Source organism: Oceanicaulis sp. (assembly GCA_040112665.1).
Classification (GTDB): Bacteria; Pseudomonadota; Alphaproteobacteria; order Caulobacterales; family Maricaulaceae; genus Oceanicaulis.
Genome location: CP157796.1, coordinates 2,162,399 through 2,177,729, shown reverse-complemented (window position 1 = coordinate 2,177,729; position 15,331 = coordinate 2,162,399). Strand labels below are relative to the sequence as shown.

At 67.2% G+C, this 15,331-nt stretch carries 13 protein-coding genes; 4 read left to right on the top strand and 9 right to left on the bottom strand.

Annotated elements, in window-relative coordinates:
* Positions 1-44: 44 nt before the first annotated feature.
* Genes pufL through pufC form a run of 3 tightly spaced genes read left to right on the top strand, consistent with a single transcriptional unit; the run spans position 45 to position 3,018 of the window.
* On the top strand, positions 45-911 hold the full coding sequence (gene pufL, locus ABL308_10605; protein ID XBQ15408.1) for a photosynthetic reaction center subunit L: 867 nt from the start codon (positions 45-47) through the stop codon (positions 909-911).
* A complete protein-coding gene (gene pufM / locus ABL308_10600; protein XBQ15407.1) occupies positions 911-1,891 on the top strand; it encodes a photosynthetic reaction center subunit M in 981 nt (326 codons plus the stop codon). Before pufL ends, pufM begins: the two co-directional genes overlap by 1 nt.
* The gene (gene pufC, locus ABL308_10595; GenBank protein XBQ15406.1) at positions 1,888-3,018 is read left to right on the top strand and encodes a photosynthetic reaction center cytochrome PufC; all 1,131 of its coding nucleotides are present in this window, start codon (positions 1,888-1,890) and stop codon (positions 3,016-3,018) included. The genes pufM and pufC overlap by 4 nt, the downstream gene beginning before the upstream one ends.
* On the opposite strand, the gene ABL308_10590 is transcribed toward pufC, so the two are convergent.
* The 9 genes from ABL308_10590 to ABL308_10550 form a co-directional block, all read right to left on the bottom strand.
* The gene (locus ABL308_10590; protein ID XBQ15405.1) at positions 3,002-3,892 is read right to left on the bottom strand and encodes a LysR family transcriptional regulator; all 891 of its coding nucleotides are present in this window, start codon (positions 3,890-3,892) and stop codon (positions 3,002-3,004) included. The two genes, pufC and ABL308_10590, sit on opposite strands and share 17 nt — an antisense overlap.
* 451 nt (positions 3,893-4,343) lie before the next feature.
* Positions 4,344-4,811 (bottom strand): hypothetical protein, encoded by a 468-nt coding sequence (locus ABL308_10585; GenBank protein XBQ15404.1) that lies wholly within the window; start codon positions 4,809-4,811, stop codon positions 4,344-4,346.
* Positions 4,812-5,085: 274 nt separating this feature from the next.
* Positions 5,086-5,622, bottom strand: a complete 537-nt coding sequence (locus ABL308_10580; GenBank protein XBQ15403.1) for a DUF4142 domain-containing protein — start codon at positions 5,620-5,622, stop codon at positions 5,086-5,088.
* A 345-nt stretch (positions 5,623-5,967) separates the two neighbouring features.
* Positions 5,968-8,160 (bottom strand): 3-hydroxyacyl-CoA dehydrogenase NAD-binding domain-containing protein, encoded by a 2,193-nt coding sequence (locus tag ABL308_10575; GenBank protein XBQ15402.1) that lies wholly within the window; start codon positions 8,158-8,160, stop codon positions 5,968-5,970.
* A gap of 24 nt (positions 8,161-8,184) precedes the next feature.
* The gene (locus tag ABL308_10570) at positions 8,185-9,393 is read right to left on the bottom strand and encodes an acetyl-CoA C-acetyltransferase (GenBank protein ID XBQ15401.1); all 1,209 of its coding nucleotides are present in this window, start codon (positions 9,391-9,393) and stop codon (positions 8,185-8,187) included.
* Complete coding sequence (locus tag ABL308_10565) at positions 9,390-9,881, bottom strand: hypothetical protein (protein ID XBQ15400.1); 492 nt, start codon at positions 9,879-9,881, stop codon at positions 9,390-9,392. Before ABL308_10565 ends, ABL308_10570 begins: the two co-directional genes overlap by 4 nt.
* Positions 9,881-11,047 carry an acyl-CoA dehydrogenase family protein gene (locus tag ABL308_10560; GenBank protein ID XBQ15399.1) on the bottom strand — a complete coding sequence of 389 codons (1,167 nt, stop codon included), beginning with the start codon at positions 11,045-11,047 and terminating at the stop codon, positions 9,881-9,883. Before ABL308_10560 ends, ABL308_10565 begins: the two co-directional genes overlap by 1 nt.
* Positions 11,048-11,206: 159 nt before the next feature.
* Entirely contained in the window at positions 11,207-12,994 is a 1,788-nt protein-coding gene (locus ABL308_10555; protein ID XBQ15398.1) for an acyl-CoA dehydrogenase C-terminal domain-containing protein, read from the bottom strand.
* Positions 12,995-13,101: 107 nt separating this feature from the next.
* Positions 13,102-13,581: a MerR family DNA-binding transcriptional regulator gene (locus ABL308_10550; GenBank protein XBQ15397.1), complete on the bottom strand. Its 480-nt coding sequence runs from the start codon at positions 13,579-13,581 to the stop codon at positions 13,102-13,104.
* Positions 13,582-13,739: 158 nt separating this feature from the next.
* Here ABL308_10550 and ABL308_10545 point away from each other — a divergent pair, with 158 nt between their 5' ends.
* The gene (locus ABL308_10545; GenBank protein ID XBQ15396.1) at positions 13,740-15,215 is read left to right on the top strand and encodes a hypothetical protein; all 1,476 of its coding nucleotides are present in this window, start codon (positions 13,740-13,742) and stop codon (positions 15,213-15,215) included.
* Positions 15,216-15,331: the final 116 nt, after the last annotated feature.

Genomic DNA, 15,331 nt, shown 5'->3' with positions numbered 1-15,331 from the left:
CACCCACGCTTTACGTCCGGCGTGTCAACTGACTGGACGGGGCGATGGCTCTTCTCACGTACGAGCCGCGATACCGCGCCGCCGGAGGCGGCCTGGTGCGCGGCACGCCGTTCGACTTCTGGGTCGGACCTTTTTATGTCGGCTTTTTCGGCGTCACGACGATCCTGTTCACGATCGTCGGGGTGACCTGCCTGTTTCTGGACATCGCGGAAACCGGCGTGTGGAACGTCTGGCAGATGACCGTCGCGCCGCCCCCGCTCAGCTACGGGCTGGGCTGGGCGCCCTTCTACGACGGCGGGTCCTGGATCATCGTGACGATCTGCGCGCACGGCGCCTTCATCTCCTGGGCGCTGAGACAGGTGGAGATCGCGCGCAAGCTGGGCATGGGGCTTCACGTGCCGTTCGCGTTCAGCGCGGCGATCTTCGCGTATTCCACCCTCACCGTGATCCGGCCGGTGCTGCTGGGCGCGTGGGGGCACGGCTTTCCCTACGGGATATTCGCCCATCTCGATTGGGTGTCGAACGTCGGCTATCAGGGCCTGCACTTTCATTACAATCCGGCGCACATGATCGCGGTGTCGTTCTTCTTCGGAACGACGCTGATCCTGGCCATGCACGGCGGGGTGATCCTGTCCACGGTCAACAATCCCGTGCGCGAGACCGCGAAATTCGGCGAGCACGAGAACCAGTATTTCCGCGACATCATCTTCTATTCGATCGGCCCGCTGGGCATTCACCGGCTGGGCTGGATCTGCGCGATCAACGCCGGGCTGTGGAGCGCGCTGTGCATGCTGATCGCCGGGCCGTTCTGGTCGGGCGGATGGCCGTACTGGTACGACTGGTATCTGCAGCTGCCCTTCTGGGACGAGCTCGGCCTGCCCGGCCTGTCGCGCGAGATGGAGAACGCCTGATGGCCCGTTTCCGCTCGCTCTACACCCAGATCCAGATGCGCGGCCCGGTCGACAAGCCGATCCCGGTGCCCGGCCGCGAGCGCTTCGGATTTCTCGGGCCGTATTTCTCCGCCTGGCTGGGCTGGATCGGCGATCCGCAGATCGGCCGGTCCTATTTCGGCTGGTGGGGCTGGGCGGCGCTGATCTTCGGCACGATCTCGATCTGCATCATGGGCTTCAATTTCTGGGCCCAGGCGGACTGGAACCTCATCGCCTTCATCCGCGGCATGGGCTGGCACAGGCTCGATCCGCCCACCGGGCCGGGGCTCCACCTGCGTCCGCTCAACGAGGGCGGCTGGTGGCAATGGGCCGGGTTCACCCTGACGATCTCGGTGCTGTGCTGGTGGGCGCGCATCTACACCCGCGCCAAGGCGCTGGGCATGGGCACGCATGTCAGCTGGGCGTTCGCCTCTGCGATCTGGCTGTTTCTGTGCATCGGGCTGTTCAGGCCGCTGATCATGGGCAGCTGGGAAGAGGCGCCGCCCTTCGGCATCATCCCGCACCTCAACTGGACCGCAACGATTTCAGTGCTTTACGGGAATTTCTACTATAACCCGTTCCACTGCCTCTCCATCGTCTTCCTGTACGGCTCGGTTTTGCTCTGGGCGATGCATGGCGGCACGATCCTGGCGACCGCCCGCTTCGGCGCCGAGCGCGAGGCCGAGGAGATCGCCGATCGCGGCACGGCGACCGAGCGCGGCGCGCTGTTCTGGCGCTGGACCATGGGCTTCAACGCCAATTTCGAGTCCATCCATCGCTGGATCTACTGGTTCGCCATCCTCACCCCGATCACCGGCGGCATCGGCATCCTTCTGACCGGCACGGTGGTCGACAATTGGTACGAGTGGGGCGTGAAATGGGGCCTCGCGCCGACCTATCCGGAGATGTACCCCGATCTGGTTCCGCCCGAGGGCGCAGAACAGGGGACGCTGGACCCATGAAACGCGATCCCCAGGGCAAGCGCCTGTTCTTCACCCTCGTGGCGCTCTTCGGCGGCGGCGGGCTTCTGGCCGTGCTCCTGCTGCCGGACTGGGACAGCCCGCCCATGTCCAACGAAGCCTGGGTGAGCGAGGAGCTCGGCCCCGCGGCGATCTCGATGTACACGCTGAACGCCCGCACCCGGCGGCCCGACCCTCTGAACGAGCTGGAGTTTCCTGTTCCGCCCCTGGTCGAGGACGCAGGCGTCACCGCCGGCGAGGTCTATGACGACGTGCAGGTCCTGGGCGATCTCGACCGGGCCCAGTTCGACCGGCTTCAGGTCGCCATCACCCGCTGGGTCGCGCCGAACGAGGGCTGCACCTTCTGTCACGCCGAGGCGGCGAACGGCCTGCCCGATTTCGACGCCGAGCCGCCCTACCAGTTCGACGTGGCGCGCGAGATGATGAAGATGGTCCGGGAACTCAACGCCGAGGAGGACCATATCCGGCCGCAAGGGGTGACCTGCTTCACCTGCCATCGCGGTCAGAACGTGCCCGAGTACGGCTGGTACAAGGCCGGCGACTGGCCCGGCCCCGAGGAGCGCTGGTATCAGGAGCCCCCGCCCTGGATCCGCACCGCGACGACGATCCGGGATTTCTTCCCGCGCGAGGCGTTCGAGCTGTTCCTGCTCGAGGACGATCGCGCCGCGGGGCTTCAGGCGCGCGACGCGATCGTCCCGCCTGAGCGCGAGCCTGAGCTGCCGCCCGAGGAAGGCCCGGTCTTCACCCGCGCTGAGAACACCTACCTTCTGATGATGCAGATGTCGGACGCTTTGGGGCAGAACTGCACCTTCTGCCACAACACCCGCGCCTTCTACGACTGGGAGCAGAGCACGCCCTACCGGGTGGACGCCTTCCACGCCATCCACCAGACCCGGCGGATCAATCGCGACCATATCGAGCCGCTGGCCGACATCCTGCCTGAAGACCGGCTCGGCCCTGTCGGCGATCCGTTCAAGGCAAATTGCATGTCCTGCCATGTCGGCGAGCGAAAGCCGCTGGGCGGCGTGCCGATGCTTTCGCTGTTTCCAGGCCTGGTCGGCGAAACCCCCGAGCCCGAGACCGCCCGGCCGCCTAGAGCCCGTCCTTGAACCAGTCGGCCAGGTGATCGACGAACAGCCTCACCCTATGGGCGAGATAGCGGTTCGAGGGGAAGACCGCCCACAGATCGCGATGATCGGGCGCCCAGCCTTCCAGCACCGGCACGCAGCGGCCCGCTTCGATGGACTCCTTCGCCGCCCAGCCCGGCGGGCAGGCGATCCCCGCCCCCGCACACGCCGCAGCGACCGCCGCGCGCGCGCCGTTCAGGCTCAGCCGGCCGGTGATCTTCGCCTCGACCGTCTCCACGCCGTTCGAGAAGCGCCAGAGATTGGGCGCAGGCTTGTTGCGATCCACGATGCAGGCGTGACGCGACAACTCGGACGGATGGGACGGCGCGCCGTGGCGAGCGAGATAGTCCGGGCTCGCGATGAGGGTCAGCGGCGCGTCGGCGAGCTTCTTCGCGATCAGGCTTGAATCGGTGAGATGGCCGATGCGCACCGCAAGGTCGTAACCCTCGTCGACGAGATCGACCATGCGGTCGGCGAGTTCGAGGCGAACCTCCACCTGGGGCCATTTGTCCATGAAGGCGGTGACCGGCTCGATCAGCCGGTTCGCGCCGAAATCCACCGAGGCCGAGACGCGCAGCACGCCCGCGGCTGCGGCCTGGGCCGAGACCAGACCGTTCTCGATCGCCTCGTATTCGTGAAGCCAGGGCCGCACCCGGTCGAGCAGCGCCCGGCCAGCGTCCGTCAGCCGGACAGAGCGCGTGGTGCGTTCGAGCAGGCGCGCCTGCATGCGGTCTTCCAGCGCGGCGATCTGCTTGGACGCGGCGCCCGGCGTCAGGCCGAGCCGGTCGGCGGCCCGGGTGAAGCTCTCGAGCTCGGCGACGGCGGCGAAAAGGCGAAACGCGTCGATGCGGTCCATGGCGTCCGGGGCGTGGAGGGTCGGAATGACCGGTATGACCGGCGTTCCTAGACGCGCTGCGGCTTTTCGTCGACTGATTTGTGAAACGCCGCGCCGCGGGCGGGCCGCCCGCTCCGGCTGCGGGGGGCCGGTCGGCGGGCGGTCGCCCTGTTCTCGGAAGGGCCGCTTGCGCTGTGATCGCGCCTCTACTGCGGTCTTTCCGGGGCCCCGAGCTGGCGGCGCGGGGCGGCTCCCCCGCGAGGCGGGGGCGGCATACGGACGTGTCGCGGCGCACGAGGGCGCCCACGCCCGGTCTGTTTAAAGACACGGGGACACCGCAAAGACACGAGGCTTCGCCGGTCCGTCTTTTCAATGTTTTATTAACACAAATGAACGGCTCTGCAAAACGAAAACGGGGCCCTGTCTGCACAGGACCCCGTTCGGTCTTGTTTTTACTTCTGAAACCGGCCCGCTAGGGCTGGGTCGGCGGCGGGTCGGAGGCGGGAAAGGTCTCCTTCATCGCCTCGTCGAGCCGCTCCTCCTCGCTCATCGTGCCGTCGTCGCCGGATTTATTGTCCGACTTCGGCGCGGTCTGGCCGGGCGTGTGCTTGACGTCGGTGTCGGTGGGCTTGCGCGGCGTGTCGCTCGCCGGGCCGTTGGGCACCGGGACGTCGTCCTCGGCGGCCTCTTCGGCGGCGCGTTCGCGGCGTTCGTCCTCGTCCTGGCGGCCCGGATCGGAGCCCTCGGCGCGGACCTCCACGCCGAAGCGTTCGCCGCGCGCGCCGGTCAGCGCCTGGTCGACGGGCTGGACGCGCTCGTCTTCCTTGTCGCGGTCCGGACGGCCGATCTCGGCGTCGTTCGCCGCCTTGTCCTCGTCGAAGATTTCCTGAAAGGCCTGATCGTCGGCGGGGGCGTTCGAAGTGCTGCGGTGCGAAGCCATCGGGTCGCTCTCCTTCCGCGTCTGCTTGAAAGATCAACCCGTTCGCGCCGCTCGGGGTTCCGGCTCGCCGAGGGTTTCTTCGTGCGTTTCCGGCGGCGGAGTCCGCCGGGCTAATTCCCTCCCCCTCTGTGGGGAGGGTGGGCCGGACCGTAGGTCCGGGTCGGGTGGGGGAGCGCCAAGGTCTGCAGGTTTCAGCGCTCTACGATCCTCACCCCACCCGTCAGGCTTCGCCTGACACCCTCCCCATCAAGGGGAGGGAGTAAGGCGCTCGGCGCTAGTGCGCGCCGTCGAGGCGGCTGCGCAGGGCCTGCGCTTTTTCCAAGTGCTCGCGCAGGGTGGGCAGCATCTGGGCGGCGAAGCGCTTCAGACCGGCATGGCCGCCCTCATCGGCGTAGCTTTCAAACAGCTTCACCGTCTCCTGGTGGGCGAGGTCCTGCTGCTCGGCGTAGCGCGCGTCGAATTCCTCGTCGGGCGCCTTTTCAAGATGCTCGACCATCTGCTCGCGGCGGCTGTCCAGCCCGTCGGGCGTGTTCGGCGCGTCGGGATGGGTGGTGAGCGTGGACTGAAGCTCGTTTTTGGCGTGCTCGTGGTCGGCGATCATCTGCTCGGCGAACTCGCGCACCTGCTGGTTCTGCGTGCGCTGCTTGGCGATATGGGCGGCCTTGAGCTCGTAGGCGTTGCCGATCGCGGCGTTCTCGACGAACTCGCCGGCGTCGTCGGTCCCGCTCGCCTTGGTCTTGCCGAGCATGCCGCCGATCTTGTCCATCGCCTTGTCCACGAAGTTCATCGGGCCTGTGTGTCGTTCCGCCATGAGGGAACTCCTTTGATCGCTGAGGGGGGACTCTGCTCAGCGAACACGCAGGCGTGCGGCGATGTTCCGTGAGGGAGGGAGGCAGATGCTATAGCAGCGGCCGACCTCCGCGTGTTCCCTCCCCCTCTGCGGGGAGGGTGGATCGGCGCGCAGCGCCGAGACGGGTGGGGGAGCGCCTGCGTCTGCAGAGGATGGCGCTCTACGATCATCACCCCACCCCCGCCCTGCGGGCGGACCCTCCCCATCAAGGGGAGGGAAGGAAGTCTCTGCAGCCGTCTGAAAACAAAAAACCCCGGCGCGCTCATCGCACGCCGGGGCTCTTCGTTCTGCCGTAGAGCGTGAGCCCTAGGCCGCCTTCGCCGGCTTGAAGCGGCCGTAGAAGGTTTCGTTCTTGGCGGCCATGTCGCGCAGGAGCTGCGGGACTTCGAAGGGCTTGCCGTATTTGGCTTTCAGCTCGTCGGCCCGGGCCACGAACTTCGCCGCGCCCACGGTGTCGATGAAGCTCAGCACCCCGCCGGTATAGGGCGCGAAGCCCCAGGCCAGGATCGAGCCGACATCGGCTTCGCGCGGATCGGCGACGATGTTCTCCTCCATGGTGCGCGCGGCCTCGATGGCCTGGGCGTAGAGGATGCGGTCCTTGATCTCGGCGACCGTGGGCTGGTCTTCGGCCAGCTTCCCGCCGGGCGCGAACTGGTCGAGCTCGTCCCAGAGCCGCTTGCCGTCCTCGCCGTAGACGTAGAAGCCCTTGGCGTTCTTCCGCCCGTAGCGGCCGAGCTCGTACATCTTCTCGATGACGGTGGCGTTCGGGGTGTCCTCGAACTTGTCGCCGAGGTCCTTCTTGGTCTGCTGCAGCACCTTGTAGCCGAGATCGATCGCGACCTCGTCCTGAAGGGAAAGCGGGCCCACCGGCATGCCGGCCATCTTCGCGCCGTTCTCGATCAGGGCGGGTTTGACGCCCTCGGTGAGCATGTACATGCCCTGCTCGATATAGCGCATGACGCAACGGTTCGCGTAGAAGCCGCGCGTGTCGGCGACCACGATCGGGGTCTTCTTGATCTTGCCCACGAAGTCGAGCGCCAGCGAGATCGCCGCATCGCCCGTCTTCTCGCCCACGATCAGCTCGACCAGCATCATCTTCTCGACCGGCGAGAAGAAGTGGATGCCGATGAAGTTCTCCGGACGCTTCGAGGCCTCGGCCAGCGAGGTGATCGGAATGGTCGAGGTGTTCGAGCCGAACACGGCGGTCTCGGGCAGATGCTCTTCGGCCATCTGCGTGATCTTGTGCTTGAGCTCTGAGTTCTCGAACACCGCCTCGACGACGAGATCGACGTCCTTGAGCAGGCTGTAATCCGTCGTCGCGGTGACGAGATCGGTCTTCGCCCTGGCGGCCTCCTCGGTCACCTTGCCCTTCTTCACGCCCTTGGCGAAGTGGTCGGCGACGTGCTGCTTGCCCTTGTCCGCGCTTTCCTGGTCCTTGTCGATGAGGACCACTTCAAGCCCGGCCTGGGCCGACACGGTGGCGACGCCAGCGCCCATGAAGCCTGCGCCGATGACGCCGATCTTCCTGAGTTCCTTCTTCTCCTGACCGGCCGGCCGGCGGGCGCCCTTTTCAAGCGCCTGCTTGGACAGGAAGAGCGAGCGGATCATGTTCCGGCTTTCAGGCCGCATCAGCAGCTTGGTGAAATACCGGCTCTCGATCCTGAGCGCGGCGTCCATCGGGACCTGCAGGCCCTCGTAGACGCAAGACAGGATGTAACGCTGAGCCGGATAGTTGCCGTAGGTCTCTTTCAGCAGCATCGGCGAAGCGCCGGCGAAGACCTGCATGCCGGCGGGGTGGAACGGGCCGCCGCCGGGGATCTTGAACTTGTCCTGATCCCAGGGCTGCTTGCCGCCCATCGGGTCGGCTTTGACCAGCTCCTTGGCCTTGGCGACGATCTCCGACGCCGGAGCGACCTCGTGCACCACGCCCTGCGCCTTGGCGCTGTCGGCGTCGAACTGCTTGCCCTGCAGCATGATCGGGGCGGCGTTCATCACGCCGATCAGGCGCGGCAGGCGCTGGGTGCCGCCGCCGCCGGGCAGAACGCCAACCAGGGATTCAGGCAGGCCCAGCTTGGCGCCGGTGTCGCTGGCCATGACGCGGTAATGGCACGCGAGCGTCACCTCGAAGCCGCCGCCCAGCGCCAGGCCGTTGATCGCCGCCGCGATCGGCTTGCCGCAGGTCTCGAGATTGCGCAGCGTCTGGTTCAGACGATAGGCGGTCTCGAAGAGCTTGGCCTTCGCCTCCTCCTCGGACAGGCCGGACAGCTCGGCCATGCCGCCGCCCAGCTCGCTGAGGTCCGCGCCCGCGCAGAAGGCTTTCTTGCCGGACGTGATCACCGCGCCCTTGATCGCCCCGTCGGAGGCGATCTTGTTCACGATGTCGTCGATCTCGCCCATGACGGCGTTCGACAGCACGTTCATCGAGACGTTCGGGCTGTCGAAGGTGATCAGCGCGATCCCGTCGCCGTCGACGTCGAATTTGAAGTGGGTGTAGGTCATATCTCTGTCCTCAAATCGCTCGGCTTAAACGCGCTCGATGATGGTGGCCGTGCCCATGCCGCCGCCGACGCACAGCGTGGCCAGGCCCGTGCCCTTGCCGGTGCGCTCGAGCTCGTCGAGGACGGTCCCCAGGATCATCGCTCCCGTAGCGCCCAGAGGGTGGCCCAGCGCGATCGCGCCGCCGTTGACGTTGGTCTTGTCGTGCGGGACGCCGAGATCTTCCATGAAGCGCAGGACGACCGCGGCGAAGGCCTCGTTCATCTCGTAAAGATCGATGTCCTCGGGGCTCATGCCGGCCTTCTTCAGCGCCTTGCGCGCGCTGGGCGCGGGGCCGGTCAGCATGATGGTGGGTTCAGACCCGATCGAGGCCATCGCCCGGATGCGCGCGCGGGGCTTGAGGCCCAGCTTCTCGCCCATCTCCTTGGTGCCGATCAGGATCGCCGCCGCGCCGTCCACGATGCCCGACGAGTTGCCGGCGTGGTGGACGAAGTTGATGCGCTCGACATCGGGGTATTTCTGGATCGCGACCTTATCGAGGCCCACGAAGGCGGAGAGATCCTTGAAGCTCGGCTTCAGGCTCGCCAGCGACTGCATGTCGGTGCCGGGGCGCATGTGCTCGTCATGATCGAGCTGGGTGAGGCCCAGCTGGTTCTTCACCGGCACGACCGATTTGGAGAACCGGCCCTCTTTCCAGGCGCGCTCGGCGCGGTTCTGGGATTCCACCGCATAGGCGTCCACGTCGTCGCGGCTATAGCCGTATTTCGACGCGATCAGGTCAGCCGACACGCCCTGGGGCACGAAGTAATGGTCGAAGGCCATTTCGGGATCGACCACCATCGCGCCGCCGTCGGAGCCCATGGGCACCCGGCTCATCGCCTCGACGCCGCCGCCGATCGCCATGTCGGCCTCGCCGGACATGACTTTCGCCGCAGCGAGGTTGGTGGCCTCAAGGCCCGAAGCGCAGAACCGGTTCACCTGGAAGCCCGACACGCTCTCGGCGTAGCGCGCGTTGATCGCCGCGGCGCGCGCGATGTTCGCGCCCTGCTCGCCCACCGGCGACACGCAGCCCAGGATCACGTCGTCGACGACGGAGGTGTCCAGATTGTTGCGCTCGCGGATCGCCTCGAGCTGCTGGGTGGCGAGCTGCAGCGCCGTGATCTCGTGCAGCGTGCCGTTCTTCTTGCCCTTGCCGCGCGGGGTGCGGCAGGCGTCGTAGATATAGGCGTCGGTCATTGGGGGGCTCCCTGTGTTTCGGCTTCCACCGGCCCGCAGGCGTGGCGGGTCCATTCGTAATGCCCGTCCGAGACGGTGATGGTGTCCTCGGAGACGGGTGTGAGCACGTGGGTGTTTTCGGCCTGGGGCTGGCCTTCGACGATGCATTGCGTGCGGGCGGCGATCATGTCCCCCTCGCGGGTCAGGTTCACCACCTCGCAGGCGCGTTCGTAAAGGTCGAGATCGGCCGGCGAGAGGCGGAACATGCCTTCCTCGGCGCAGGAGGCGTCCATGCCCCAGCGGCCCGAGAAGGTCTGTTCGAAATACGCGCGGGCGTCAGCTTCGGGCGCAGGCGCGGGCGCTTCGTCCGCAGGCGTCTCTTCGGCGGGCGTTTCGGCAGGCGTTTCAGCCTGCGCCGGTTCGGCCACGGGTTCGGACGGGGCTTCGGGCGCCTCGGCCGAACACGCCGCCAGCGCCGCGCCCGCCAGAAGGATAAGGGCGAACCGCATCACAGCGTCCGCGCGATGAGCAGCTTCATGATCTCGTTCGTGCCGCCGTAGATCCGCTGGACGCGGGCGTCGCGGAACATGCGCGCGATCGGGTACTCGTTCATGTAGCCGTAGCCGCCGTGCAGCTGCACGCATTCGTCGATCAGCTCGCACTGGATATCGGTGACCCAGTATTTCGCCATCGAGGCGGTCGCCGCGTCGAGCCGGCCCTGGATCAGAAGGTCCGAGCAGTGCTGGCAGAACACCTCGGCGATGGTCGCCTTGGTCTTGAGTTCAGCGAGCTTGAACTGGGTGTTCTGGAACTCGATCACCGCCTTGCCGAAGGCCTTGCGCTCCTTGACGTAGGCGATCGTTTCGGCGAGCGCGCGCTTCATCATGCCCACGCCCTGCACCGCGATCTGCAGGCGTTCCTGGGGCAGCTGCTCCATCAGCTGGATGAAGCCGCGGCCTTCCTCGGGACCTAAAAGCGCGTCGGAGGGCACCCACATGTCCTCGAAGAACAGCTCGGCGGTGTCCTGGGACTTCATGCCGACCTTGTCGAGATTGCGCCCGCGCCGGAAGCCCTCCAGCCCGTCGGTCTCGATCAGGAACAGCGAGGTGCCCTTCGCGCCGGCCTTGGGGTCGGTCTTGGCGACCACCACGATGAAGTTCGCCGTGCCGCCGTTGGTGATGAAGGTCTTCGAGCCGTTGATGCGGTAGCCGTTGCCGTCCTTGACCGCTGTGGTCTTCACGCCCTGAAGGTCCGAGCCCGCGCCGGGTTCGGACATGGCGATCGCGCCGACATATTCGCCGCTGACGAGCTTGGGCAGGATCTTCTTTTTCTGCTCCTCGCTGCCGTAGTGCCAGACATACGGCGCAACGATGGAGTTGTGCAGGCTCGCGCCCCAGCCTTCCACGCCGAGCTCGGAGGTGACCATGTGAAACACGTAGTCGTGCCGCCAGTCGCCGCCGGCCCCGCCGTACTCTTCAGGGCAGGCCGGGCACAGAAGGCCGGCCTCGCCCGCCTTGGTCCAGACCTCGCGGTCGACCACGCCTTCCTTCTCCCAGCGCTCGGAATGGGGCAGGCATTCCTTCTCCACGAAGCCGCGCACCGCGCCCTCGAAAATGTTCACGTCTTCCTGGTCCAGCCATTCGGGCTTGGGCACGTTGAGGACCTGAGCGGTCATGATCGGTCTCCTCCGAAATTCTTGTTATCGCCTGGCGGCAGGCGCCGCCCCCTCCGGTCCCTTCGGGACCACCTCCCCCGCAAGCAGGGGAGGACACCGGTGTCTCCCCCCGTTCACGGGGGGAGTGGCCCGAAGGGCCGAGGGGGGCTGCGCCGTCGCCTAGAGCGCCTCGGCGTCCAGCGCCATCAGCGTGTCCGCGCCGGCCTCGACGCGGGCGAGATGGGCGTCCGCCGCCGGCAGCCAGCGCTCGACGAAGTATTTCGCGCTGACCAGCTTGGAGGCGTAGATCGGGTCGGTCTCGCCGGCCTTGACCTTGGCGTCGGCGACCTTGGCCATCTTCGCCCACATGTACGCAAAGCAGGTCAGGCCGAACAGGTGCAGATAGTCGTGGCTCGCCGCGCCGGCGTTGTCGAAATTCTCGAGGCCCTTCTCGACCAGCCAGTTGGTGGCCTTCTGAAGCTTGGCCTTGGTGTCCTTCAGGCCCTGCACCGACGTCGCGATGTCGGCCTGGCCCTCGTTCTCGGCGACGAAGGCTTCGATCTCGGCGAAGAAGGTGTTGATCGGACGCATGCCGGCCATGGCGAGCTTGCGGCCCACGAGGTCCAGCGCCTGGATGCCGTTGGTGCCTTCATAGATCAGCGTGATCCGCGCATCGCGCAGCAGCTGCTCGATGCCCCACTCGCGGGTGAAGCCCGAACCGCCGTGCACCTGCAAGCCCTCGGAGACGCACTCATAGCCCTTGTCGGTGAGGTAGGCTTTGATGACCGGGGTCAGCAGCGCCATGTAGTCTCCGGCCTTCTCCTTGACGTGCTCGTCGGTGGCGCGCAGTTCGAGATCGCCCTGAAGCGCGGTCCAGAGGGCGAGCGCGCGGGCGCCTTCGACGAACACTTTCTGGTTCATCAGCATCCGGCGCACGTCGGGGTGCACGATGATCGGATCGGCGGGGCCGTCAGGGTTCTTCGGCCCGGTCAGCGAGCGGCCCTGGATGCGGTCCTTCGCGAACGCCAGCGACCACTGATAGGCCGTTTCGGCCAGGCCCAGGCCCTGCAGGCCGACGCCGAGGCGCGCCTCGTTCATCATGATGAACATGGTCTTGAGGCCCTTGTTCTCCTCGCCGACCAGCCAGCCCTTCGCGCCGTCATAGTTCATGACGCAGGTCGCGTTGCCGTGAATGCCCATCTTCTCTTCAAGACCGCCGCAGACCAGCTGGTTGCGCTCGCCCGGCTCGCCGTTCTCGTCGGGAATGAATTTCGGCACGACGAACAGCGAGATGCCCTTCACCCCGGCCGGCGCGCCCTCGATGCGCGCGAGCACCAGGTGGATGATGTTGCCGCTCATGTCGTGCTCGCCGGCGGAGATCCAGATCTTCTGGCCGGTGATCGCGTAGGAGCCGTCGCCGTTCGGGACCGCCTTGGTGCGCAGCATCCCCAGGTCCGTGCCGCAATGCGGCTCGGTCAGGTTCATCGTGCCCGACCATTCGCCCGAGATCATCTTGGGCAGGTACAGGCGCTTCTGCTCGTCCGACCCGCCGATGGTCAGCGCGTGCGCCGCACCGCCCGTCAGGCCCGGATACATGCCGAACGCCATGTTCGAGCTCGTCACCATCTCGTTGAAGGCGAGGTTGAGATAGTGCGGCAGGCCCTGGCCGCCGTATTCGGGGTCGGCCGACAGCGCGGTCCAGCCGCCCTCGGTCATCTGCTTGTAGGCGTCCTTGAACCCGGTCGGGGTGGTCACCTCCCCGTTCGACAGCCGGCAGCCTTCCTGGTCGCCGACATGATTGAGCGGAGCAAGCACGTTTTCGCAGAATTTCGCGCCCTCTTCGAGCACGGCGGCGACGATGTCGGCGCTGGCCTCGGAAAAGCTCGGCAGGTCGGAATACTGCTGCACGTCCAGAACGTCGTTGAGGACGAACTGCTGGTCACGAAGCGGGGCTTTGTAGGCGGGCATGGGTCAGATCTCCCTGGAGGGGGTGGTGTCCGGCATGGAAACGGGCGGGCGGCCCGGCGTAAAGCCGAACCGGAAAGCTGTCGCGAAACGATCATGGAGCGGCCGGGTCATTCGGCGCTCCCGTGGGTCCAGTCTTCGAGCCTGGCGGCGGCCAGCGCCTCGAAGGCGCGGGCGCGGCGCTTGACCTCGTCGGGCGGGTCGCGATCGGCCAGGCGCTCTTCGAGCCAGCGGCAGCCCGCGGTCAGTTCGGCCAGCGCCTCGTCGATGTCCTTGCGCTGAAGCTCCAGCGTCTCGATGCGTTCGCGGAACCGGTCGAGCGCGCGCTCCATCTGGTCGCGCGAGCGGGAATCCAGCGTCTCGATCTCGAGCATCTCCTTGATGTCCTCGAGCGAGAAGCCGACGCGCTTGCCGCGCAGGATCAGGGCGAGACGGGCCCGGTCGGCGCGCGAGTAAAGCCGCGTGGCGCCGCGCCGCTCCGGGCTCAGAAGCCCTTTCTGCTCATAGAAACGCAGCGTCCGCGCGGTGACGCCGAAACGTTCGGCGATCTCGCGGATCGTGTAGAGCGTGTCGGAGACGGTCCCGGACATGCGCGCGACGTTAGCGGAGTTGACGTGAACGTCAACGTCAATCTCGCCGCACCCGCGCCGGGCGATTTGAATACGGGTCGCGACCCTTGATGATCATCCTGCCTTGACCCTGCCAGATTGTCCCTGTTCAAGGCGGCCAGAAGCTTTGGGAGTCCCCGATGCGCGCCCTCGCCGCCGTCCTGATCGCCGCCGCCCTGCCCGCCGCCGCTGTCTCCCAGCCCGGGCCGCACACCCCGCCTTCGGAGTATGAAAGCGCCCGCGGCGCGCCCTTCGGCGCTTCGCGCACGGTGACGTTCGATTTCTTCCGCGGGCCGGACGCGGGCTCGCTCACTCCGGTCGGCGATCTCAGCGCCCGGCTGGGCGGGCAGTGGACGGCCTGGACGACGCCCGAGGGCGAGACGCGCCTGGTCGATCTGGCCGCGGACCGCATGCTGACGGTGACCGAGGACGCGGTTGTGAGCACGAGCCTCTTCGCCGAGGTGCGCCGCAGGCTCGACGTCTACGCCGGCCTGTCGCGCGGCGGATCACTTGAGGAGATCGAGTTCGGCCCCGCGGGCGCGTTTCACCGTATCTGGCTTGAATCGGCCATGGGCGTGGCCGGCCCCGAGGCGGGCATCACGTCCGAGGATACGGCCACCGGCTTCTCCGCCAGCTTCGACGGCGAGACGGTCTTCAGCGCGTCCTACAGCGCGGGCGCGGACAGCGACTGCCAGGCCGCGCCCCTGCCCCCGACCCATCAGCGCGGCGCGCTTGCGCTCACCCGCCAGAACGCGCCGATCCATCCGCAAATCCTCGCCGAGCTGGAAGCCCGTGACGGGTTTCCCTGCCTGATCGAATATCGGATCTACAGCCCCGACAGCCCTGAGGGGCGGACCGAACGCTGGGTGCTGACCGAAAGCGGTGACGGCCCCGGCCTGCCGCCTCTGCCTGATCTCGACGCGCTGCTGCCCGAGGCCGAACTGCTGGGCGCGGCGGGGCAGACCGGCATGCTGGCCGCCGCCGGCGAAGCGGGCGAAGCGCCCGCCGCCGCGGACTTCTTCGAAGCCGCCGCCGCCCTGCGCGCGGACGGCGATCTCGCCGGCGCGTTCCTCGTCACCATGCAGGAAACCCATCATTTCGGCCCCTGCCCCACCCAGACCGTCGGCTCGGGCCGGCCGGCCTGCAACGAGGTGCGCGCCCTGACCGCCGAAGGCGTCGGCGATCCCGATTTCGAGCGCGTGCTGGAAGGCTCCGCCGCGCTGCGCAGCGGAGATCATGCGCGTGCGGTGGAGCTGCTCTCCGCCGAGCTCGACCGCGAAGGCTGGGCGGGCGCTGCGGCGCGCATCCTGGTGGCGAACGAGCTGATCGCCTGGGGCCGCGACGGGCTTCAGAGCCGGCCCGATCTCGACCCGGCGGAGCTTCTGTCCGAGTCGCTGCAGATGGACCCGTTCGCGCCTGACGCCTACTGGCATCTGGGGCGGCGCTATCTCGCCGCGGGCGCGCCGCACGCCGCCTTCGTTCTGTTCGATCTCGGCCGCGCCCTTCCCGGCCGGCAACCCACTGAACTTCTGGCCCAGGCCGACGCGCTGGAAGCCCGGCTCGCCGCCCTGGCGCCGGAATGGGTCGGCGCGGCCCCGAACCAGACCCCCGAGTGAAAAGCGCTTCGTTTAGAGAGTTTTACGAGGCGTTAACCGCATCAGCCGCTTGTGGACCCTGTACGGACAAGATCCGGCCGGTTCGGGCGTGCGATTGCTTGTGGAAACACCAGATT

Excerpts from the sequence above, each read along its gene's own strand:
- ABL308_10545 (XBQ15396.1), top strand. The coding sequence starts at position 13,740 with ATGCGCGCCCTCGCCGCCGTCCTGATCGCCGCCGCCCTGCCCGCCGCC.
- pufC (XBQ15406.1), top strand. The coding sequence starts at position 1,888 with ATGAAACGCGATCCCCAGGGCAAGCGCCTGTTCTTCACCCTCGTGGCG.
- ABL308_10575 (XBQ15402.1), bottom strand. The coding sequence starts at position 8,160 with ATGACCTACACCCACTTCAAATTCGACGTCGACGGCGACGGGATCGCG.
- ABL308_10560 (XBQ15399.1), bottom strand. The coding sequence starts at position 11,047 with ATGACCGCTCAGGTCCTCAACGTGCCCAAGCCCGAATGGCTGGACCAG.
- ABL308_10565 (XBQ15400.1), bottom strand. The coding sequence starts at position 9,881 with ATGCGGTTCGCCCTTATCCTTCTGGCGGGCGCGGCGCTGGCGGCGTGT.
- ABL308_10585 (XBQ15404.1), bottom strand. The coding sequence starts at position 4,811 with ATGGCTTCGCACCGCAGCACTTCGAACGCCCCCGCCGACGATCAGGCC.
- ABL308_10570 (XBQ15401.1), bottom strand. The coding sequence starts at position 9,393 with ATGACCGACGCCTATATCTACGACGCCTGCCGCACCCCGCGCGGCAAG.
- ABL308_10550 (XBQ15397.1), bottom strand. The coding sequence starts at position 13,581 with ATGTCCGGGACCGTCTCCGACACGCTCTACACGATCCGCGAGATCGCC.
- ABL308_10580 (XBQ15403.1), bottom strand. The coding sequence starts at position 5,622 with ATGGCGGAACGACACACAGGCCCGATGAACTTCGTGGACAAGGCGATG.
- ABL308_10590 (XBQ15405.1), bottom strand. The coding sequence starts at position 3,892 with ATGGACCGCATCGACGCGTTTCGCCTTTTCGCCGCCGTCGCCGAGCTC.
- pufL (XBQ15408.1), top strand. The coding sequence starts at position 45 with ATGGCTCTTCTCACGTACGAGCCGCGATACCGCGCCGCCGGAGGCGGC.
- ABL308_10555 (XBQ15398.1), bottom strand. The coding sequence starts at position 12,994 with ATGCCCGCCTACAAAGCCCCGCTTCGTGACCAGCAGTTCGTCCTCAAC.
- pufM (XBQ15407.1), top strand. The coding sequence starts at position 911 with ATGGCCCGTTTCCGCTCGCTCTACACCCAGATCCAGATGCGCGGCCCG.